Genomic DNA, 22,292 nt, shown 5'->3' on the forward strand with positions numbered 1-22,292 from the left:
GTGAGTGACCAGTTTTTCAAGCAGCCTATTCTCAATTCTCCATACGGTTACCCGTCTTTGCACTGGGAGCTCGACGAAAAGGGGCAACCTACACAGCAAGTAGTCAAATCTCGCCGAGCATCCAGCTTCGTTAGTCCGATTCCAAAGCCACGTCGGCACCAGGGCGAGCAGGCTACCCTGGCGCTGGATGAAGTTGAGAGCCTGGCTGACGACGGGCAGCGCTACCGACACTCTGAGCTAATCAATTCGGTGCGGCGGGAGGTCGATGCTTGGCGTCTCTTGCCACCTGCGCAGTGGCGCGTCACCCCTGAAACAGCCCGCTTACTGGAACATTGGCGCAACCACAAGTTCGCCGGTGTGCGCCCATTCTTTTGCCAAGTAGAAGCGGCCGAGACCGCCATCTGGTTGGCCGAGGTCGCTCCACAGCTTGGAAAGAACGGCGAGCGCTTCCTCGATCACCTGAAAAAGGCCAGCACTGATGCCAATCCCGGCTTGATGCGTTTGGCGCTGAAGCTGGCGACTGGTGCAGGCAAGACCACGGTCATGGCCATGCTCATTGCCTGGCAGACGGTTAATGCCGTACGGCATCCGCAGAGCAAGAAATTCACCCGTGGTTTCTTGCTGGTCGCTCCTGGCCTGACCATCAAGGATCGTTTGCGTGTGCTATTGCCCAATGATGCAGACAGCTACTACGCCAACCGCGAAATCGTGCCACGCGACATGCTGGCCGATTTGGACAAGGCCAAGATCGTTATCACCAATTACCACGCTTTCAAGCGACGTGAACGCATGGAGCTGTCCAAGGGCGGCCGCCGCCTGTTGCAAGGCCGTACCGGCAGCGAGCTGGAAACGCTGGAAACCGAGGGACAGATGCTCCAGCGAGTCATGCCGGAATTGATGGGGCTGAAGAATATTCTTGCCATCAACGACGAGGCACACCATTGCTATCGGGAGAAGCCGCACGCTGCCGTAGACGATGAAGATCTCGATAAAGATCAGAAAGCGGAAGCCGAGGACAACAATGAAGCCGCTCGGCTTTGGATTTCTGGCCTAGAAGCGGTCAACCGCAAGCTGGGGCTGCAGCAGGTGATGGACCTGTCTGCAACGCCTTTCTTCCTGGCCGGCTCTGGCTATGTGGAGGGCACGCTCTTTCCGTGGACGATGAGCGATTTCTCGCTGATGGACGCTATCGAATGCGGCATCGTCAAGTTGCCGCGCGTGCCGGTCGCCGACAACATTCCCGGTGCGGAAATGCCCATCTATCGTGAGCTCTGGAAGCACATAGGCAAGAAGATGCCGAAGAAGGGGCGCGGCAAAAACGCCCAGCTCGATCCATTGGCCATCCCGGTGGAATTGCAGACCGCACTGGAAGCTCTGTACGGCCACTACCTCAAAACCTACGAAGCTTGGAAGCAGGCAGGCATCAACGTTCCGCCATGCTTCATTGTGGTGTGCAACAACACCGCAACTTCCAAACTGGTGTTCGATTACATCTCCGGCTTCGAGCGCACGAATGAGGATGGCTCCAGCACGCGTGTGCCAGGCCGGTTGGAGCTGTTCCGCAACTTCGACGAACATGGCGAGCCGCTGGCGCGCCCAAACACCTTGCTGATCGACAGCGAGCAACTCGAATCTGGCGAGGCGCTGGACGATAACTTCCGGGGGATGGCCGCCGACGAGATCGAACGCTTCAAGCGCGAGATCATCGAGCGCACCGGCGATCGCGGCCAGGCTGAGAACCTGAGTGACAGCGAATTGCTGCGAGAGGTAATGAACACCGTGGGCAAGCAGGGCCGCTTGGGCGAACAAATTCGCTGCGTGGTGTCGGTGTCCATGCTCACGGAAGGTTGGGATGCCAATACCGTTACCCACATCCTCGGGGTGCGTGCGTTCGGCACCCAACTGCTGTGCGAGCAGGTGATTGGCCGTGCCCTGCGTCGTCAGTCCTATGAATTGAACGAACAAGGCCTCTTTGACGTGGAGTACGCCGACGTATTCGGCATCCCCTTCGACTTCACAGCCAAACCAGTCGTCGTCACGCCGCCCAAGCCCCGCGAAACCATCACAGTCAAGGCACTGCGCCCGGAACGCGATCATCTGGAAATCTGGTTCCCGCGCGTGCAGGGCTATCGCGTCGAGCTGCCAGAAGAACAACTCGAAGCTGAATTCAACGACGACCACCACGTCAGCCTGACGCCCGACAGGGTTGGTGCGACCAAGACCCACAACGCCGGCATCATTGGCGAGGCAGTGGAGCTGGATATCAAGCATCTGGGAGACGTGCGCCAGTCCACCCTGCTGATGGAGTTGACCAAGCATCTGCTGTTCCAGCATTGGCGTGATAAAGGCCAGGATGCACCGATTGCATTGTTTGGTCAGCTCAAGCGCATCGTGCGCCAGTGGCTGGACGAGTGCCTGGAGTGCAAGGGCGGCACGTATCCGGCGCAGTTGATGTACCGCGAACTGGCGGACATGGCCTGCCAGCGCATCACCAAGGGTATTACCGCGAAGGAACTGGAAAAGGGCCGGCAGGTCAAAGCCATCCTCGACCCATTCAACCCGACCGGCAGCACCGCGCACGTGCGTTTCAACACTTCGCGTCCGGGCAGTGAACGCTGGGAAACCCTCGGTGTAGAGAACCAGCCGAAAAACCAGGTCAACTGGGTGATTCTGGACAGCGGCTGGGAAGGCGAATTCTGTCGCATCGCCGAATCGCATCCCAAGGTGCTGGCCTACACCAAGAACCACAACCTCGGCCTGGAAGTACCCTACCGCTTTGGCTCGGCCAACCGCATCTACATACCTGACTTCATCGTTCAAGTGGACGATGGTCGCGGCAAGAACGATTCACTGAATCTGATCGTCGAGATCAAGGGCTACCGGCGCGAAGATGCGAAGGAGAAGAAGTCCACCATGGACACCTACTGGATTCCTGGCGTGAACCACCTCGGCACACACGGTCGCTGGGCCTTCGTCGAGTTTGGTGACGTTTACGAAATGCAGGATGACTTCGCCAAAGAGGTCGAGGCGAAGTTCAACCAAATGATTGAAACGGCTGTGCCCGCGCCGGGAAACAAGGAATACTGATATGGCAACGAAGAAAACAGAGAAGCACGGCAAGAGTATCGAGCAGATCACTCATACCGAGGCCAAACGCAAGAACATTCCGACGGTGGAGCATCAGTCGGTGATGCAGCATCACGAGCAAGCGCCGGTGCAGGTGGCCTACCCACGTGCCAACCGGCAATGGTTAGAGGAACTGTGCGCTTTGCATGACGCGGGAAAGGTCTCCCAGGAATTCCAGCAGCGACTTAACCGCGATCTTGACCCGCAACTCATCTGGCGCGGCAAGGACCAGCAGGATTGGTCGGATCTGGTCGTCAACGCGCCGCCTCTCTACATCCAGGAAAAGGTCAAGCCCAAGGCGCTGATCGACGACCTGCGCCGTCAGACCGACGCGCGCCGCGAAGCCGCCGCGCCGCAGCAGCAGGACATGCTGGATCTATTCGGCGACTTCAACGGCCTGCCCGAAGGCGCGGACCGCACCGAGTTCTACCAGCACGAGGGCCATTGGCAGAACCGTATGATCCTGGGCGATTCCTTGCAGGTGATGGCCAGCCTGGCCGAGCGCGAAGGGTTGCGCGGCAAGGTGCAGTGCATTTATTTCGATCCGCCGTATGGCATCAAATTCAACAGCAATTTCCAGTGGTCAACCACTAGCCGTGATGTGAAGGATGGCAATACCGGCCATATCACTCGCGAACCGGAGCAGGTTAAGGCGTTCAGGGATACCTGGCGCGACGGGATTCATTCGTATCTGACGTATTTGCGTGACCGATTGATGGTGGCGCGGGATTTGTTGACGGAATCTGGGTCGATCTTTGTGCAGATTGGTGATGAGAACGTGCATCGCGTGCGGGCTGTGCTTGATGAAGTTTTTGGCGAAGATAACTTTGTCTCTATGATTCAGGTGCAAAAAACAGGTAGCCAAGCGTCAAATCTTTTGGCGAATACAGTTGACTTTGTTTTGTGGTATGCCCGCACAAAGAAAAAAGTCAAATATCGACAGCTTTACTCGGACCGCACTGCAGGGCATGTTTCTTCCGATCGCTACGATCAAATCGAACTTGACGACGGCGAAGAACGTCGGCTTAAGCGTGATGAATTGGATAGAAAGGTTGAAATTCCGCCAGGCCGAATTTTTCGGCAAACTAGCCTAATATCATCTGGTCAAGCGTCAAGCGAACAAATCTTTGTTTTTCAGAACAAGCAATATCGTCCGGGTGCATCGAATCATTGGAAAACGACAGTCAGTGGTCTTGGCGTTCTTGCAAAGGCAGGGCGTATTGCGGCAGGCGCGTCAACGGTGCACTACAAACGCTATCTTAATGACTTCTCCGTTTTGCCTATCGCAGATCGTTGGGAGTCGCTGCAAATCGGCACGGGCTTGATCTACGTTGTGCAAACCGCAACCTCAGTCGTAGAGAGGTGCCTGTTGATGGCATCCGACCCTGGCGATCTAGTGCTCGACCCTACCTGCGGCTCCGGTACCACCGCCTATGTTGCCGAACAATGGGGACGCCGGTGGGTGACCATCGACACAAGTCGCGTCGCGTTAGCACTGGCCCGCGCGCGGATAATGGGAGCGCGCTACCCGTATTATCTACTGGCCGATTCCCGCGAAGGTCAATTGAAGGAGGGCGAGATTACCCGCTGCGCGCCCTCCAGCCAGCCCGCCTGGGGTAACATTGTCCACGGCTTCGTCTATGAACGCGTGCCACACATCACGCTCAAATCCATCGCCAACAACGCCGAGATTGAAGTCATCTGGGACAAGTTCCGGACTACGCTGGAGTCGCTGCGCGAAAAGCTGAGCCATGCACTCGGCAAGCAGTGGAAGGAGTGGGAGATTCCGCGCGAAGCCGATGCAAAATGGAGCCATACCGCGAAAGAGTTGCATGCCGACTGGTGGCAGCAACGAGTCGCCTGCCAAAAGGAAATTGACGCCTCGATCGCGGCCAAGGCCGAGTTCGAGTACCTCTACGACAAACCCTACGGGGACAAGAAGAAGGTGCGAGTGGCGGGCCCCTTCACGGTTGAATCGCTTAGTCCGCACCGCGTATTGGGCGTGGACGAGGAAGACAACCTGATTGACCATGTGGCCGAGACCCAAGCCGAATACGGTCAGGACTTTGCCAGCCTGATCCTGGCCAACCTGCGCACCGCCGGTGTGCAGCAGGCACGCAAGGCCGACAAGATCGAATTCACCTCACTAGAGCCGTGGCCGGGCGAACTGGTCTGCGCCGAAGGCCGCTACCTCGAAAATGGACAGGTGAAGCGTGCCGGCATCCTAGTTGGTCCGGAATTTGGCACGGTCACCCGCGCTGACCTAGTTGATGCCGCCCGCGAAGCGGGTGATGCCAACTTCGATGTACTAATTGCCTGCGCCTTTAACTACGACGCTCCTGCCAGCGAGTTCAGTAAGCTGGGCCGCATCAATGTACTCAAAGCGCGCATGAATGCCGAGCTACACATGGCCGAAGACCTGAAGAACACCGGCAAGGGCAATCTGTTCGTGATCTTCGGCGAGCCGGATGTGGACGTGCTGGACACACAGGGTCACAGCATCCGCCGATACGATGGCAAGCGTGACGTTATCGAGGTACCTGCCGACGGGCAACTGGTGGTGCGCATCAACGGCGTGGATGTATTCCATCCCAGCACCGGTGAAGTGCGTAGCGACGGTGCAGACGGCATCGCCTGCTGGTTTTTGGATACCGACTACAACGAGGAATCCTTCTTCGTCCGCCATGCCTACTTCCTCGGCGCGAACGACCCGTACAAGGCTCTGAAGACTACCCTCAAAGCTGAAATCGACCCCGACGCCTGGGCAACGCTCAACTGCGACACCTCGCGCCCTTTCCCGAAACCGAGTAACGGTCGGTTTGCGGTGAAGGTCATCAATCACCTCGGTGATGAGGTGATGAAGGTATTTAAGGTGAACTGATGGAATTCCGGATCGCCGATACGTTTACTACCAGCCTTGCCCGCTTGACCGGTGATGAGCAGAAGGCCGCCAAGACCACCGCGTTCGATTTGCAGGTTAATCCGAGCGGCAAGGGTATGAGCTTTCATAAGCTCGACAGGGCCAAAGACCTGAATTTCTGGTCAGTGCGCGTCAGCCGTGACATCCGTCTGATCGTTCACAAAACAGCGGGCAGCCTGTTGCTGTGCTACGTCGATCACCACGACAGGGCCTATCAATGGGCCGAGCGGCGCAAGCTTGAGGTGCATCCGACGACCGGCGCGGCACAACTCGTCGAGATCCGCGAACGTGTCGAGGAAATCCTCGTTCCGAAGTACGTCGAGGATCGTGCATCGGCTACGCGCCCTAAGCCGAAATTTTTCGAAAAATACAGTGATGCGCAATTGCTGGCCTATGGCGTGCCGCAGGAATGGCTAGGCGATGTAAAGGCTAGCGATGAGGATTCGCTGCTGGATTTGGCTGATCACCTGCCGGGCGAAGCGGCCGAGGCGCTGCTCGAACTTGCGACCGGCGGTACGCCTGCGTTGCCGGAAGTGGCGAGCAAAGGAGCAGACCCATTCCAGCACCCCGATGCGCAACGCCGCTTCCGCGTCATGTCTGATATGGACGAGTTGGTTCGCGCCCTTGAGTATCCATGGGACAAATGGACTGTGTTCCTACATCCGGCACAGCGGCAACTCGTCGAACGGAATTACAACGGAGCGGCGCGCGTGTCCGGCTCGGCGGGCACGGGAAAAACTGTGGTGGCTTTGCACCGCGCTGTGCATCTGGCACATAAAGATGAAGACGCACGTGTTCTGCTTTCCACGTTTTCCGATACCCTGGCCAACGCGTTGCGCGGCAATCTGTACCGACTTATCTGGAACACTCCTAAGCTCGGCGAGCGTATCGACGTGGCTGCGATGGAGGCTATCGGTATTCGCTTGTATTCAGCGGAATTTGGCAAGCCAGTATTCGCTAGCCGGGATGAAATTTCCACTCTGCTGAAGGCTGCCGCCATGCAAGTCGATGGCCTGAAAGCCAACACTGCATTCATGCTCTCCGAATGGGAGGACGTGGTAGACACCTGGCAGGTCGATGACTGGGAGAGTTACCGGGATGCCAAGCGGTTGGGCCGAAAGACGCGCCTACCGGAGGTGCAGCGCGCCTTGTATTGGCAGGCATTCGCCCAAGTAAAGTCACAGTTGGAACAGGCTGGCAAGATCACTGCCGCTGAAATGTTCGCTAGGCTTGCCGAAGTCATGCCCAAGCGTAAGCATCCGGTATTCGATTACATCGTGGTGGATGAGGCGCAGGACATTAGCGTGCAACAATTGCGCTTCCTTGCAACGATTTCCGGCAATCGCGCCAATGCACTCTTTTTCTCTGGCGACCTCGGCCAACGCATCTTCCAGACGCCGTTCTCGTGGAAACATCTGGGTGTTGATGTGCGTGGTCGATCGCGCACGCTCAATATCAATTACCGTACGTCACACCAGATTCGCTTGCAGGCCGACCGGCTACTCGGCCCCGATGTATCTGATGTGGACGGAAACGTCGAAAGCCGTAAGGGCACAATTTCCGTGTTCAATGGGCCGGAGCCGACCATCTGCAGCTATGCCGATGCCGACGCGGAAATCCAGGCTGTCGGTGTATGGTTGAAACAATGCAATAGCAGTGGCGTGCTGCCGCAGGAAATAGGTCTCTTTGTCCGGTCCGAAAGTGAATTGTCTCGCGCACAAGCGGCAGTAAAGGCCGCTGACCTGCAAGGGCGCGCACTTGGTAAGGACATGGCCACGGAAGAGAGCTTCGTCACTATTACCACCATGCATTTAGCCAAGGGCATGGAATTTCGCGTGGTTGCGGTGATGGCCTGCGATGATGAAATCATTCCTTCACAGATGCGCATCGACACTGCTGCCGACGAGGCCGATTTGACCGAAATCTACAATACCGAGCGCCAGTTGCTGTACGTGGCTTGCACCCGTGCCCGCGATCAGCTGCTTGTCTCGGCAGTGAAGCCGGAGTCTGAGTTTTTGCGAGATCTGGTGCAAGAGTAATCGCTCGAGTTTTGGATTCTTCAGGGAATCGACAACCGAATGCGGTTTTTTGCGAGTCTTCTTGACTCATTGTAATTTGGGTAGCAATCTAGCGGTACGGAGCCTCGAAACTCCCCGTACAGCGGTACCCACCTCCGACAAACCGGTGGGTTTTTTGTGCCTGCTTGTTTAGGGGCGCAACCGACGTGATGCCTGCGTCGGGAGGGCGGCTAATACAACACCCGCAAGGGGAATACGCCCGCCGGCTGTACGCGGTTTCGAGCCTCCCGACTTCCCGTCCGTCGCCTTGCGGCGGGTGGGCTGATTCCATGGAATGAGGAGCAGGCCATGTCGGACGTTGTACGAGATGCGCAGTCACACCCGGGCTACTACCTGCCAGAGCACGCGCAATACCGCCTGCAGCAACTACGTGACCACATGCGCTTTTTGGCGCGCTTGGCGCAGCCGCGTACGCAGGCCGAAGAGCAGGCGAGGCAACCGGCTATCCGCTTGGACGAGCTGGCGTGCTGCCTGGAGCTGCTGGCCGAGCAGGTAACGCAGGCACTGGCGCAGGTGCAGTGGCCCGCGCGGCTTGAGCTCGACGTCTCTGACAACGCGCGTGCTGACGACGGGGAGGCCGCATGAGCTGGACGGTGATGGCGTCGGCCCGCGCGCGCAGGCGGGCAGGAGATGACAAGCCGCGTGAGGTGTTTGCCTTCGCCATCACCCTGGAGCAAGTGGATGCGCTGGATCAGTTGCTGCTGACCATCGCCGCCCATGGCGATGTGATCGCTGCCGGCAACGCCGATCGGCTGGGCCGCGGCACCTTGCCCGTGCTGGGCAGCGCCATCTTCGATGCGGCCGGTGCCATGCGCACCATCCTGGACCAGTTGGCGCTTCAGCGGCTTTGATGGCCCTGTCTTGTCTGCTCCCTGCGCCCATGGTGCCTGCGCGTTGGCGTGGCAGATACAAGCGCCACCCGTCGCTGCGTGCAGCGGCCGATCTGCAGAACCCGGCGTATCGCGTCTGCAGAACGATCGGTCGTCATTGTTTCGTGGCAAGCGCCGCTTTTGCCAAGGCGGACATCAGCCGTTTTGCCTTCTCCGGATGCTTGACCTCGTTTTCGCTCACCTGCTCCACAACGCTGAGTCCATCGGCCTGTATCTGCCTTGGCGTGAACAGCATGCCTGCCGCGCCGGGAACCGAGGCCAGCAGCGTCAACGGGTCGTACAAGTTGAGTTTGGTGACCCTCGGCCAGATCTGGTCGAAGGCCATGGCTTGGTTTGCGCCCTCTTGCGGGCTGTTTGCCTGCGGTAGTGCGTCTGCGGTGAACGTGCGAAAGAACCACGCCTGATCCAGGCCCGGAAGCAGCCCTGCCTGAATCCCTTCCCACAAGCCGTTCAAGGCGTTTTTCTGCACGTCTTCGAGATATCTGCCCACCGAATGCCCACTCTTCGCCAGGCCTTCGTAGAACGAGGGCGACACCGCTGTCTTGTAGGCAGCTTCCTTGGTCACGATGCGCAACGGGATCTGCAGTTGCTGTGCCTTGCGGTACAGGCCACAGGCCGCGTCCAGGTCTGTCGCATTGTTGTAGGCGCGTGCGTCGGGCTGCACATGGCCGTCGGCGTCCCTGGCCGGCTCGACGCCCCCCATGATGGTGATGCTCTTGACGCGCTCGCGCACAAGCGCCGGATGCGCATCGACCAGCGCATGGGCGTCGGTCATGCCGGCAATCACCACCATGCTCAGCCCCTGCGGTGCCTGCATCAGGCGCTCGTGCAGCGCTTGCAGGCTGTTGTCGCAAATTTCGGCCGATTCCGCACGCAACCCCTGGCCTTCCTGCAGGAATTTGGCATGGTCCTTGGCCTGTTTCGCACTCATCAGGTAATCCTGCCCGCGTGAGACACGCACATTGGGGAGTTGCAGGCGGTTGAACACGCCCTTTGCGAGCCGGGCGCGCTCCTCGCGCACGCTGGCATCGCCCAAGGTCACCGCAACGTCGGTGAGGCGTACAAAGCCCGTTACCTGCAGTTGCTTGCCGATGGTGTAGGCGACCACATCGTCGGGGTCCTTGTTGGGGTCGGTAAACAGCACCGTGTCGCGCGGTGTCGCCGGGGTGTGGAAACTGAGCTCCCGCAGCACCGCTGCTTCGTCGGGCGTCAGGCACGTACCGCCTTCGGCCCCGAGTTCGGCAAGCATTCGGCGCTGTGTTGCCGTCAGCGCAGGCGCACTGAGTGAGCGTTTGAGGACGGCAGCGCCTTGTGGTCTTTTCCGCGGCAATGCCTGCAGCGCCCCATCGCTGATCTGCGCGCAGGGCAGGTGTTGATCTGCCGACACGGTTGCAGTGCGCTCACCCGTAGACCCGGACGTTGCATGAGCGCCTGCGGGCACATGCAGTGTGGGGCGATGCCTGATGGAATCCATCTGCTGTCCTCGCGTCGATGCTGGCCAATGAAGCGATCAGGATGGAGGCGGCTCCATTCCCTGGGATATCGATCGGCGAAGGGCGTTGCAACGACACGAAGCGCAGGTTGCCTGTTGCACTGCTTCGAGTGTGAAAGCGTGACCATCAGCATGGCGCGCGTTGCGATCTGCAGAGATCCTGCGCCCTCACGATGCGATTGCCGTCTGCCTGACGACTGCCTTCTACGCCGTTGTCAGATGGATTGGTCAGTCACTTACTTGCGGCTGCGCGAAGCCGCGCATCTGTAAAGGCTTCTGCATCGTCTGCTGGCTGAGCGCGCTGCGACGCATGCACGTCGCCAGACCGTCCATTTTTTCGGTCTTGCGCCAAGCGCAATGACGCTTGCGTAGCAGAGTGGTACGCAAGCACTTTGGTGAATCTGTTCTAAGAGGTGAGGCATGGGTTCCTTCCCAGTGACTTCTGTGGCTCGTGAAGCGGTAAGACACGATCAGCGCGAGGCGCAGGCCCCGCGTGAGGTGGGTTACTCCTCGCAACGCGGCGACCCGCAGGCCAATCCACAATTGAAGCAAGACCTGTCGCGTGCGCCCGTGCGTGCGGCGCGGCTCAAGGCCCCACGCGTGCCTATCGGTGTGCACATTGCGAATACCGGGCTGCAGGCAGCGCGGTTTGCCACCTCTGCGGTCGCAGGGCCAGCCGAAGCCGCAGTTCTGGACGCGGTGCATGCGCCCGCTGCGGCGGCATATGACTATGCAAAAGGGGAGGTGTCCTGGAAAAAGAATGCGGGTGTCACGCTTGCGCCGGCCTTGGCCTACGCCGTGGTGATGGGCACGCTGTCTGCCGTGCAGTATCTGGCGAACCGGTACCTGCAAGCGCAGTCGCAGACGAGTGTCAGCAAGGCCGACAGGGCGAAGGAGTTGGGCGTCACCGAAGCATGCCTGGACGCGGCCGTTGCCATGGTGAACAAGGGGGAGGTGGCCGGTCCCGGGGGTGAGATGACCGAAGAAGAGGCAGCTGCGCTGGCAGCAGATCTTCAGAACCTGGCAACGGCAGACCGTTCCCGGCTGCCGCCAGAGCTCTGGCGCGCTGCCAGCGGCGTTGGCGACGACGCCTACGCATTGGTCACGCAACTGCTCTTGGCCGCAAGAGCCCGCGCGTCTGCAGAGGCGTCTGCATCGTACGGCAGTTGAAAGGTGATCCCACGCGTTGCTGGTTGGAGTGGCGGGCCACGCATGCCCTGCCGGGTTTTCCGAACTACACCGGCGCAGACTTCAAAATCCCAGACAAACTCTCTCGCAAGATCAACTGCAGATGCATGCGGTTGAGTTCCATGCCGCTGGTCATTACGTTGTGCAGGCCGCCGCACATGGCGGCCACGGCGAAGACGCGGGCCTGGAATTCCTGCTCGCTGCTGGCCGGGTCGGCGTGGCCGCGCAGCAGGCGCTTGAGCAGGGCGCTGAGATGTTCGATCAGCGATGCGCTCTGCCGGCGCATAAAGGCGGCCAGCACCGGGTCGCGCAGGGTGGCCAGGTGCAGTTCCAGGTCGATGCGGGTGCGTTTGATGTTGATTTCCTGCAGCAGCCATTCTTCGAGCAGGCCGGCGATGAAATCCACCACGTGCACGTTGGCCGGGCGTTCCACCAGCCACATCTGGCGGATGGCGCGCATGTAGTTGCGCTCCAGCAAGGCGCGCACCAGCGCGTCCTTGTCTTCGAAGCGTTGCAGCAGGGTGCCGCAAGACAGCCGCGCGCGTTCGGCGATGAGCTCGAAGCTGGTGGCCGACAGGCCGATCTCGTCGATGCAGCGTTCGGCGGCGTCCAGCACTTCGTCGACCAAGAGTTCTTCGCGCTGTTTTGCGGTACGCAGCAGAAGGACGTTGGACATGGCGAGCGGTCTGGACGGGGCCTGCAGTATACCGGCGCGGGGTTACGCATCCGTTGGATGGCGCGGCCTGGATGAGGCGCCGGTCACGTCCATTGCACGGCGCTGGGGGCTGGCGCAGAGATGACACCGGTGGCGCGATGCGGCGGCAGTGGGTGGCGGTGATCGACCAGCCGTTCACGGCCGCTGTGCGACACGTGGAGTCCGGTTGTGCAGGAGATGGGTGTGAGTGAGAACAGTGCGGTTGCCGGTGTCTCGGCGCAATGGCCGGCGCGGTTGTGGGTGGTGCGGCATGGGCAGAGCGCAGGTAACGTGGCGCGCGATGTGGCCGAGTCCAATGGCGCGACGTTGATCGACCTGGAGCACCGTGATGCGGATGTGCCGCTCTCAGCATTGGGCGAGCGCCAGGCGCGGGCGCTGGGTGCGTGGATGGCCGGCTTGCCGGAGCATGAGCGGCCCACGTTGATCCTGAGTTCCACCTATGTGCGTGCGTGCCAGACCGCCTTGGCGGTGGCGCGTGCGATGGGCCAGCCAGACACGGCCGTGAGCGTGGACGAGCGGTTGCGCGAAAAAGAATTCGGCGTACTGGACCGCTACACCACGGCCGGCATCATCGCCACGTTTCCGGAGTTGTCGGAGCAGCGCAAGTTGGTGGGCAAGTTCTACTTCCGCCCGCCGGGTGGGGAGAGCTGGTGCGATGTGATTTTTCGCCTGCGCAGCATCGTGGGCGATCTGCAGCGCAATCATGTGGGCGCGCGGGTGCTGATCGTGGGGCACCAGGTGATCGTCAATTGCTTCCGGTATCTGATCGAGCAGATGGACGAGGCCACCATCCTGGCGATCGACCGCGAGGGCGATGTGCCCAATTGCGGGGTGACCGAATACGCCGCGGTGGCCGATGGGCAGTCGCTGGAACTGGTGCGCACCAAGTTCGTGCCGCCGGAGCTGGCGGATGAGCCGGTGACCACCGAATCCGATCGGCCGGCAGGAGCACGCTGAGATGACCGGGCCACGCGTGCGCACCGTTACCGCTGCGGCCTTGCGCGCACAGCCGCTGCCGGCGCCGGGCGGCGACAAGGAGCAGCGCGGGCGTGTGTTGATTGTGGGCGGCTCGGCGCGCGTGCCCGGTGCGGTGATGCTGGCGGGCGAGGCGGCCTTGCGCGCAGGTGCGGGCAAGTTGCAGCTCGCCACCGCGGCCAGCGTGGCGCCAGGCATGGCCTTGGCCATGCCCGAGGCGTTGGTGCTGGGGCTGGGCGAAAACGGGCAGGGCGAGATCGTGCGCGGCCATCGTGCGCTGGATGCAGCCATGAGCGCATGCGATGCGGCGGTGATCGGCCCGGGCATGGCATCGACCAACACCACTGCGGCGTTGGTCAAACGCGCGATCGACCAGGCGGTGTGCACGTTGGTGCTGGATGCCGGTGCATTGTCGCCACGGCTGCGTGCGCCCCTGGGACGGCCCTTCGTGTTGACGCCACATGCGGGCGAGATGGCGGCCCTGGCCGGCGATGACAAGGCAGCAGTGGAAGCGGCGCCCGCCGACTACGCATTGGCGTTTGCCAAGAAGATGCGCAGCGTGGTGATCGTGAAAGGCGCAGACAGTTTTGTCGCCGGGCCGGACGGTGCGCTGTGGGTGCACCGCGGCGGTGTGCCGGGACTGGGCACCTCGGGCTCGGGCGATACCTTGGCCGGCCTGATTGCCGGTTTTGCCGCGCGTGGATGCGATGCGCTGACCGCTGCACTGTGGGGCGTGTTTGTGCATGCAACGGCGGGCAAGCAGTTGGCCAAGCGCATTGGCACGGTGGGGTTTCTGGCGCGCGAAATTCCGCCGGAAGTGCCGGGGATCCTGGACCGGTTGCCGAGGGGATGATCGACGCTCGTTGCGTTGATGCCGTGCGCAGACCAAAAGCCCCTCTCCAGCGGGAGAGGGGTTGGGGTGAGGGTACGTTTGCTGAAGTCGTGGAGCTGTCTTTCCAGTTGGGGTTTATGTTGTTGCCTTGATTGCCGGGGGCGGGTCGCACTCTTGGCAGACGTACCCTCATCCGGCCCTTCGGGCCACCTTCTCCCGAGGGGAGAAGGAAGTGTCCGATGGTGGAAGGATGCATGGTTGCGCTCGTTTGTGGCGCGATGTTGCGCCGCGTTGGTCGGTTAGGCTTGGTCACCAACCTGGGAGGGTGCACGGTGAAGCGAGCGATTGCGTGGTCGATGGTGGGGGTTCTGGGAGTTTGGGGTGCTGCGACTGAAACGGTGTTGGCATCTGCTTCTGCATCTGCAACAGCAACAGCAACAGCAACAGCAACAGCAACGCCTATTCCGGTGCCGGTATCGACGGCATCTGCATCCACGCCCGCATCGAAGGCGGTAGAGGCTGCGGTTGCGGATGCTGCTGTTCCGCCAGCAGCACCTGCCGGCGCACTACGCGTTTACACCTCTGCCCAAGGCGCAACGCAGCAGATGCGTGTCAGCACTGTCGATGTGCCCACGGCAGGGCATGCGTTGACCGAGAAAGAGAATTCCATCTTCGTCAATCCACAGCGGCGGTTTCAGGCGTTGCTGGGCATTGGCGGGGCGATCACCGATTCCAGCGCGGAAACCTTCGCCAAACTGCCCAAGCAGGCGCAGCGGCAACTGCTCACCGCCTACTACGACCCGGACAAGGGCATCGGCTACACGCTGGCGCGGACCACCATCCATAGCTCGGATTTCAGCAGTGGCAGCTACACCTATATCAAGGAAGGCGACGCGGCGCTGAAGACCTTTTCGGTGCAGCACGATGCGAAATACCGCATTCCGATGCTGCGCCAGGCCATTGCTGCGGCCGGTGGCACGCTCACCACGTTTGCCAGCCCGTGGAGCGCGCCGGCCTTCATGAAAGACAGCAACGCCATGCTCAAGGGCGGCAAGCTGTTGCCCGAATATGCGCAGGCCTGGGCCACGTACTACACGCGCTTCATTGCCGCGTATGAAAAGGCCGGCATCCCGATCTGGGGCATCAGCCTGCAGAACGAGCCGATGGCAGTGCAGACCTGGGAGTCGATGCTGTTTTCTGCGGAAGAAGAGCGCGACTTTCTCAAGAATCATCTGGGCCCCACCATGGCCAAGGCCGGCTATGGCGATCGCAAGATCATCGTGTGGGACCATAACCGCGACATGATGGTGCACCGCGCGCATGTGATCTTCGATGATCCGGAGGCTTCCAAATATGCGTGGGGCATGGGCTTCCACTGGTACGAAACCTGGGCCGGGTTCGCGCCGATGGTGGAGAACGTGGCGGCGGTGGCACAGGCGTACCCGGACAAGCACCTGCTGCTCACCGAAGCGGCGGTGGAAAAGTTCGACCCGGCCAAGCTGCAGCACTGGCCCAATGGCGAGCGCTATGGCACGGCCATCATCAACGACCTCAATCACGGTGCGGTGGGTTGGACGGACTGGAACATCCTGCTGGACGAGCACGGTGGCCCCAATCACGTGGGCAACTATTGCTTTGCACCGGTGCATGCCAACACGCGCACCGGCGAGGTGATCTACACGCCGAGCTATTGGTATATCGGCCACTTTTCCAAGTTCATCCGGCCTGGCGCGCAGCGGGTGAGTGCGGCGAGCAGCCGCAGTAACCTGGCTACCACTGCGTTCGTCAACAGCGATGGCAGCCTGGCGACGGTGGTGATGAATGCCACGGATGTGGCGATCCGCTACAACCTGTATGTGGGCGATGCCTCCAGCGTGCTGGAGATTCCCGCGCATGCGATCCAGACGGTGGTGCTGGCGCAGTGAGGCGTCGCCACGCGTACACGTGCGTGCCACTGGCGCGCATGTGCGGCCTGTGCAGCGTTATTCCCCGTGCACCGCCAATGCGGCATGGATCAAGGCGAGATGGCTCAACCCCTGCGGCAGATTGCCCAGCGCATCGCCAGTGTTGGCGTCCACCATTTCCGGCATCAGGTCGACATCGTTGCCCAGGCGCTCCAGCAGCCGCTTGAACAGGCGCTTGGCTTCGTAGCGTTCGCCCAGCAAGCCATAGGCTTCCACCATCCAGAACGCGCAGGCGGTGAATGTGCCTTCGCGCTGCTGCATGCCGCTGTAACGGTACAGCAGCTCATCGCAGCCCAGCTCGCGGCGGATGGCGTCGCGGGTGGACACCATGCGGGCGTGGCGCACCTCGGCCAGGCCGAAGCGCGAGGCCAGCATCAGGCTGGCATCCAGGTCGTCGGTGCCAGCGTAGAAGGTGTAGGCCTGCTTGGACTCGGACCAGCAGTGCTCATCGATCCAGGCCAGGATGCGCGCCTGCTCGCGTTCCCAGCGCGGCAGCATGGCCGACGACAGGTGGCCGACCTTGGCCAGCTCGCTGGCACGGCGCAGCGCCATCCAGCATTCGATCTTGGACATGGTGTAGTGCTCGTCCTGCTCCAGCTCCCAGAAGCCTGCGTCCTTGCGCATCCAGGCATCGGCACATTCGTTGCCCAGGTCGAACAACTGACGTGCGGTTTCCGGGTCCAGGATGTGGCCGGCATCGACAAAGCGCGCGGTCATCTCGAACACATCGCCGTACAGGCACAACTGCAATTGGTCATTCGCGGTGTTGCCAACGCGGACCGGGCGGGTGTCGCGGTAGCCGGCAATGTCGATCTCGCGCTCATCCGGCACGAGCTCGCCATCGAGCGTGTAGCACGGCCGAATCCAGGGGCGGTGGCGACGAATGGTGTGCATCAGCCAGCTGAAGGCGGCCTTGGCATCGGCCAGTGCGCCCACGCGCATGAATGCCTTGGTGGTGTACGCGGCATCGCGCACCCAGGCGTAGCGATAGTCCCAATTGCCATTGCCACCGATCTGCTCCGGCAGCGAGGTGGTGACCGCCGCGGCAATGGCGCCGGTGGGCGAAAACCACAGGAATTTGAGCGCAAGCGCCGAGCGCACCACGGTGCCGTGGTAGCCATTGTCGTAGCTGAGGTTGCCGCTCCATTCACGCCATTCCTGATCGCTGCGGTCGATGCGGCCGTCGATATCCGCCAGTGGCGGCACCGGCAAGGCTTCGCGCTCGGACGCGAGCAATGCCACGAGCTGGCGATCGCCGGCGGCAACGGGCAAGGTGCCGCGCACGCTGCGGTCATCGCAGTGTGCGATCTGCACCGCCTCCGCGTCGAAGCGCAGCATGGTCATCAACGGGCCAACGTGGTGCACGCGGCCGTTGGGCGTATCGCTCTGCCACGGCGTCGCTTCGCCTGCGCGCGTGCCTGGCCGATAGATGAGCTCGAACACCACCTCGCCCTCCAGCCCGTCGATGCGCCGGGCCAGCTCCGACCACGGCAGCCGGCCGGCCTCGCCACTGTTGACCGATTCGGTGAGGCGCGCGCGGCCACTTGCGGTGATGAAGGTGGTTTCCAGTACATTGCTGCCGTCGCGGTAACGGCGCTCCACCTGTTGCAACTCGCGCGGGCACAGCGAAAAGAAACCGCCATTGCCGGCATCGAGCAGGCGATCGAACAACGGTGGTGCGTCCATCTTCGGCACGCACCACCAGTCGATGCCGCCATCGGCGCCGCATAGCGCCACCGAGCGGCCGTCACCGATGGCGGCATAGCCGGCAATCGGTAACGTGCCGCTGGCATCGCGGCGGAACTGGGCGCTGGGGCGACTCAAGACAACAGCAGGCCGCCGGTGGCGCCGAACACCTCGCCGGTGACATAGCTCGATTCCTGCGAGGCGAGCAGGACGTAGAGCGGTGCCATTTCCACCGGCTGGCCGGCGCGCTTCATCGGCGTTTCCGAGCCAAATTCCGGGATCGTTTCTGGCGGCTGGCCACCGCTGGGCTGCAGCGGCGTCCACACCGGGCCCGGCGCCACGGCGTTGACGCGGATGCCTTTTTCGGCCACCTGCTGCGCCAGCCCCTTGGTGAAGTTGACGATGGCCGCCTTGGTGGAGGCGTAGTCGAGCAGGGTGGGCGAGGGCTGGTAAGACTGGATCGAGCCGGTGTTGATGATGGATGCGCCCGGCGGCAGATGCGGGATGGCCGCCTTGCACAGCCAGAACATCGCGTAGACGTTGGTCTTGAAGGTAGCGTCGAACTGCTCGGTGGTGATGTCGGCGATGTCCTTGATGGCGGTCTGCTTGCCGGCGATGTTGATCAGCAGATCCAGGCCGCCGAGTTCTTTCACCGCACGCTCCACCAACTGGTTGCAGAAGGCTTCGTCCTTGAGGTCACCCGGCACGGCGATGGCCTTGCGGCCTTCAGCCTGGATGAGCTGCACCACCTCGGCGGCATCCTGTTCTTCTTCGGGCAGGTAGTTGAGCACGATGTCTGCGCCTTCGCGCGCATAGGCGATGGCGGTGGCGCGGCCAATGCCCGAGTCCGCACCGGTGATCAGCGCCTTGCGGCCCTGCAGGCGGCCGAAGCCCTGATAGCTCTGCTCGCCATGGTCGGCCTTGGGCTGCAGCTCATGAATGGTGCCGGGCGCTTCCTGGGTCTGCTCCGGAAAGGTGGGCTGCGGGAACTGGGTGAGCGGGTTCTGCATTGCGTATTGGTTCTTCGCGCTGGACATGCACGGGTCTCCTGTCGAGGGGGAGTGGGGGCACGCAGGACGGCTGCGCACCGAGCGGCGCCCAGTGTGGAAAGCGATGCGCTGTGCAGCGGTGAACGAATGTTGTGCATGGTGTGAATGCGTGACCGCACGCAAACCATGCAGATATGCGTCAATCACCACCACGACGGTGGGCGCATGACGAGGTACACGATGCGGTGGGTGGGAATCGATGGCGCGCGTAGCGGTTGGCTGGCGGTGTGGGACACCGAGGACGCGTTGGCATTTGCGTATTACGCAACGGTGCAGGACGTGGCGCATGCACTGCGTGCGGCGGAGGTCATCGGCGTGGATATTCCCATTGGCCTGAGTGAGCACGCCCCGCGCGCGGCCGACGTGCAGGCACGCCGCTTCGTGGGCGGCCGCCGCGCCTGCAGCATCTTTGCTGCGCCGTTACGCGGCATGTTGCATGCGCAGTCGCAGCCCGAAGCATCGCGCCTGCATCGTGCGCTGGATCACGACAAGCAGCGCGGCTTCGGTGTGCAGTCCTTCGGGTTGCTGGACAAGATCCGCCATTGGGATGCCGCCCTGCGCAGCGATGCAGCCTGGGCTGTGCGCGTGCATGAGGTGCACCCGGAAGTTTCGTTCGCCGTGCTCAACGGCGGCCAGGGACTCGCCGCCGGCAAGAAGACGCCGGCCGGCCATGCACAGCGCGTGGCATTGCTCGGCGAACACGTCGGCCACGCGCGAGTGCAGGCGCTGCTGGCGGCCGTACCGCGGCGCTTGGCTGCGCCGGATGATGTGCTCGATGCGCTGGTGGCGTGCTGGAGTGCGCAGCGGATTGCGGCAGGCACCGCCGGCAGCTTGCCCGCGGTGGTGGAGCATGACCGCCATGGCTTGCGCATGGCGATCCGCTACTGACGCACCGCGTTAGCGCGCCGACATCGAATACGGCCGCTGCGCGGGGTCGATGGCCCATTGCTGATTCGGCGTGGCCTGCATGCGGAAGCGCAACTCGCCGCCGGCCTGAATTTCTGCGTGCGTCAGATAAGCGCGCGTCAGTAGCTGGCCGTTGAGGGTGGCGCTGCCGATGTATGGGCGTGCATCGCTCACGCCTTCGGCGATCACGCTGAAGCGCTTGCCGTTGGGCAGGTTGAGCGTGGCGCGCGGCAGGAACGGGCGGCCGATGATGTATTGATTGCTGCCCGGCGCCACCGGGTAGAAGCCCAGCGTGGTGAACACGTACCAGGCCGACATCTGGCCGAGGTCGTCGTTGCCGGCCAGGCCTTCGGGGCCGGCGTGGTATTGGCTGCCCATAATCTGGGTCAGGCGTGCCTGCGTGCGCCACGGCTGGCCGGCATAGGCGTACAGATACGCGACGTGATGGCTGGGCTCGTTGCCGTGCGCATACCAGCCGATCAGCCCGGTGATGTCTTCCATGTGCTCGAACACCTTCGGGTCCACCTTGGCGTCGAACACCGCATCCAGCCGCGCCAGCAACGTGTCTTCGCCGCCGTGTGCGGCCGCCAGGCCGGCGACGTCCTGCGGCACGTACCAGGAGTATTGCCAGGCATTGCCTTCGGTGTAGTCGCTGCCATAGCCGCTGGCCGAGGGGTCGAACGGTTCGCGGAAAGTGCCGGCGCGGGTGCGTGCGCGCATGTAGCCGGTGGCCGGGTCGAAGGCGTGCTTCCAGTTGCTGGCGCGCTTGCTGAATTCTGCGGCGATGGCGGGCTTGCCCAACTTGTCGGCCATCTGCGCGATGGTCCAGTCGTCGAATGCGTATTCCAGCGTCTTGGAGGCGGCTTCGCCTTCTTCGTCGATCGGCACGTAGCCCAGTTCGCGGTATTGCGCGATGCCATCGTACGGGCCGTAGTTGGCGCTGGCCACCATGGCATCGAGTGCTTCGTTGGCATCGAAGCCGCCGATGCCTTTCATGTAGGCATCGGCAATCACCGGCACGGCGTGGTAGCCGATCATGCACCAGGTTTCCAGGCCATGAAACGCCCACACCGGGAGGATGCCGTAGGCGCTTTCGCGACGCGAGGCGAGCAGGGAATTGACCACGTCGCTGGTGCGCTGCGGCGGTTGCACCAGGGTGAGCAGGGGGTGCAGGGCCCGGTAGGTGTCCCACAGCGAGAAGGTGGAATAGTGGCTCCAGCCGGTGGCCTGATGCACGGCGTTGTCTGGCCCGCGGTAGCGGCCGTCGCTGTCCATGAACAACGTCGGCCCGAGCAGCGTGTGGTACAGCGCGGTGTACAGCTGGGTGCGCTGCTTCGGCGTGCCTTGAGCATCGATCGCCGACAACGCCTGTGTCCATTGCGCGCGTGCATCGGCGCGCACGCGGTCGAAGTCGAAGCCGGGCACTTCGGCGGCCAGGTTGGCAATGGCACTGTCTTCGCTGACCGGCGACAGCGCAACGGTGACCACCAGTGGCGTGCCGTCATTGGCAACATCGAACACGCCCACCAGCTGCCGGCCTTCGATTTGCGCACGTTGCGCGGGGTTCTTGTCGCCCGGCGGCGGGAAGCCCTTGTACGGGATGTCCTGCTCGGTGTCGTGCAATTGCGTGGCGGTGAGAGGGCGCGAAAACCGCATGGCGAAATACAGTTGCCGGCCCGGCGCCCAGCCACGCGTTTCGCGGAATCCGGTGACCGTGCCATCGCTGCGCACGCGCAGGCGCGACCACTGCACCTTGCCCGGGTAGTCGTAGAGGCTGGTGCGCAGATCCACCAGCACATGCGCGGGCACGCCCTTGGGGAACTGGTAGCGGTGCACGCCCACGCGCGCGCTGGCAGTGAGTTCGGCGCGGATGTTGCGGTCTTTCAGGGTCACCGCGTAATAGCCGGGCTGCGCCTGCTCGCTGGCGTGATCGAACTGCGCGGTGTAGCCGCTGCCGGGTGTGCCGACATCGCCGCGTTCCAGCTTCACCGTACCGGCGATTGGCATCAGCAAGATATCGCCCAGGTCCGAATGCCCGGAGCCGGAGAAATGCGTATGCGAGAAGCCGACAATCGTGCTGTCGCTATGCCGGTAACCGGCGGCCCAGCCGTAGGCCTCCTTGCGCGGTTTGATCTGGGTGTCCGGGCTCAACTGCACCATGCCGAACGGCACCGTGGCGCCGGGGTAGGTATGGCCTTCGCCACCGGTGCCGATGAAGGGATCGACCGCGCGATAGGCCGAGTCGGCGGCGCGTGGCGCGGCAGTGCTGGCGAAGACGGCAAGGGCGGCCAGCAGCGCCAGCCAGCGGATACGGGACAACGCGATCAACCGATGCTGCATGCGGGACGACTCCGGGCAAGTGCAGCGCCGGACCGTAGCACAGGCCCTTCACTGGATCGACGTCGCCGCATAACGCCGTGCATGCCGCCGCGCTTGTGTCCGCCACTGCGTTCCTGCACACCCGCCAGCCA

Annotated in this window: 15 protein-coding genes; 10 read left to right on the plus strand and 5 right to left on the minus strand. The window is 62.2% G+C overall.

Annotated features, from left to right (window positions below; all coding sequences use genetic code 11):
- From XCC_RS05520 to XCC_RS05540, 5 genes are all read left to right on the plus strand, one after another.
- A complete protein-coding gene (locus tag XCC_RS05520) occupies positions 1-3,087 on the plus strand; it encodes a BPTD_3080 family restriction endonuclease (protein WP_225443828.1) in 3,087 nt (1,028 codons plus the stop codon).
- A 1-nt stretch (position 3,088) separates the two neighbouring features.
- Entirely contained in the window at positions 3,089-6,007 is a 2,919-nt protein-coding gene (locus XCC_RS05525; RefSeq protein WP_011036268.1) for a site-specific DNA-methyltransferase, read from the plus strand.
- Positions 6,007-8,085, plus strand: a complete 2,079-nt coding sequence (locus XCC_RS05530; protein ID WP_011036269.1) for a UvrD-helicase domain-containing protein — start codon at positions 6,007-6,009, stop codon at positions 8,083-8,085. Before XCC_RS05525 ends, XCC_RS05530 begins: the two co-directional genes overlap by 1 nt.
- A gap of 327 nt (positions 8,086-8,412) precedes the next feature.
- Positions 8,413-8,709: an XAC0095 family protein gene (locus XCC_RS05535; RefSeq protein ID WP_011036270.1), complete on the plus strand. Its 297-nt coding sequence runs from the start codon at positions 8,413-8,415 to the stop codon at positions 8,707-8,709.
- Positions 8,706-8,975: a hypothetical protein gene (locus XCC_RS05540; protein ID WP_011036271.1), complete on the plus strand. Its 270-nt coding sequence runs from the start codon at positions 8,706-8,708 to the stop codon at positions 8,973-8,975. The genes XCC_RS05535 and XCC_RS05540 overlap by 4 nt, the downstream gene beginning before the upstream one ends.
- A gap of 133 nt (positions 8,976-9,108) precedes the next feature.
- Here the strand turns inward: XCC_RS05540 and xopQ are convergent, their stop codons facing one another.
- Positions 9,109-10,488, minus strand: coding sequence for a type III secretion system effector XopQ (gene xopQ / locus XCC_RS05545; protein WP_011036272.1), 1,380 nt, complete (start codon positions 10,486-10,488; stop codon positions 9,109-9,111).
- 438 nt (positions 10,489-10,926) lie between these two features.
- On the opposite strand from xopQ, the gene xopAV reads away from it, so the two are divergent.
- On the plus strand, positions 10,927-11,676 hold the full coding sequence (gene xopAV / locus XCC_RS05550) for a type III secretion system effector XopAV (RefSeq protein ID WP_011036273.1): 750 nt from the start codon (positions 10,927-10,929) through the stop codon (positions 11,674-11,676).
- A gap of 64 nt (positions 11,677-11,740) precedes the next feature.
- Here xopAV and XCC_RS05555 read toward each other — a convergent pair whose 3' ends face one another.
- On the minus strand, positions 11,741-12,370 hold the full coding sequence (locus XCC_RS05555) for a TetR/AcrR family transcriptional regulator (protein ID WP_011036274.1): 630 nt from the start codon (positions 12,368-12,370) through the stop codon (positions 11,741-11,743).
- Between the two features lie 216 nt (positions 12,371-12,586).
- On the opposite strand from XCC_RS05555, the gene XCC_RS05560 reads away from it, so the two are divergent.
- The 3 genes from XCC_RS05560 (at position 12,587) to XCC_RS05570 (ending at position 16,141) form a co-directional block, all read left to right on the plus strand.
- Complete coding sequence (locus XCC_RS05560) at positions 12,587-13,366, plus strand: histidine phosphatase family protein (protein ID WP_011036275.1); 780 nt, start codon at positions 12,587-12,589, stop codon at positions 13,364-13,366.
- Position 13,367: 1 nt separating this feature from the next.
- Positions 13,368-14,237, plus strand: coding sequence for an NAD(P)H-hydrate dehydratase (locus tag XCC_RS05565; RefSeq protein WP_011036276.1), 870 nt, complete (start codon positions 13,368-13,370; stop codon positions 14,235-14,237).
- A gap of 584 nt (positions 14,238-14,821) precedes the next feature.
- On the plus strand, positions 14,822-16,141 hold the full coding sequence (locus XCC_RS05570; RefSeq protein ID WP_011036277.1) for a glycoside hydrolase family 30 protein: 1,320 nt from the start codon (positions 14,822-14,824) through the stop codon (positions 16,139-16,141).
- A gap of 57 nt (positions 16,142-16,198) precedes the next feature.
- Here XCC_RS05570 and XCC_RS05575 read toward each other — a convergent pair whose 3' ends face one another.
- Together XCC_RS05575 and XCC_RS05580 are read right to left on the minus strand one after the other, a co-directional pair.
- A complete protein-coding gene (locus tag XCC_RS05575; RefSeq protein ID WP_011036278.1) occupies positions 16,199-18,004 on the minus strand; it encodes a glycoside hydrolase family 15 protein in 1,806 nt (601 codons plus the stop codon).
- Positions 18,001-18,903 (minus strand): SDR family oxidoreductase, encoded by a 903-nt coding sequence (locus tag XCC_RS05580; RefSeq protein ID WP_011036279.1) that lies wholly within the window; start codon positions 18,901-18,903, stop codon positions 18,001-18,003. Before XCC_RS05580 ends, XCC_RS05575 begins: the two co-directional genes overlap by 4 nt.
- A 177-nt stretch (positions 18,904-19,080) precedes the next feature.
- Here XCC_RS05580 and XCC_RS05585 point away from each other — a divergent pair, with 177 nt between their 5' ends.
- Positions 19,081-19,803: a DUF429 domain-containing protein gene (locus XCC_RS05585; RefSeq protein WP_011036280.1), complete on the plus strand. Its 723-nt coding sequence runs from the start codon at positions 19,081-19,083 to the stop codon at positions 19,801-19,803.
- Positions 19,804-19,812: 9 nt separating this feature from the next.
- On the opposite strand, the gene XCC_RS05590 is transcribed toward XCC_RS05585, so the two are convergent.
- Positions 19,813-22,161: a GH92 family glycosyl hydrolase gene (locus tag XCC_RS05590; RefSeq protein ID WP_011036281.1), complete on the minus strand. Its 2,349-nt coding sequence runs from the start codon at positions 22,159-22,161 to the stop codon at positions 19,813-19,815.
- Positions 22,162-22,292 lie beyond the last annotated feature (131 nt).

It is taken from the genome of Xanthomonas campestris pv. campestris str. ATCC 33913 (genome assembly GCF_000007145.1).
Taxonomy (GTDB): Bacteria; Pseudomonadota; Gammaproteobacteria; order Xanthomonadales; family Xanthomonadaceae; genus Xanthomonas; species Xanthomonas campestris.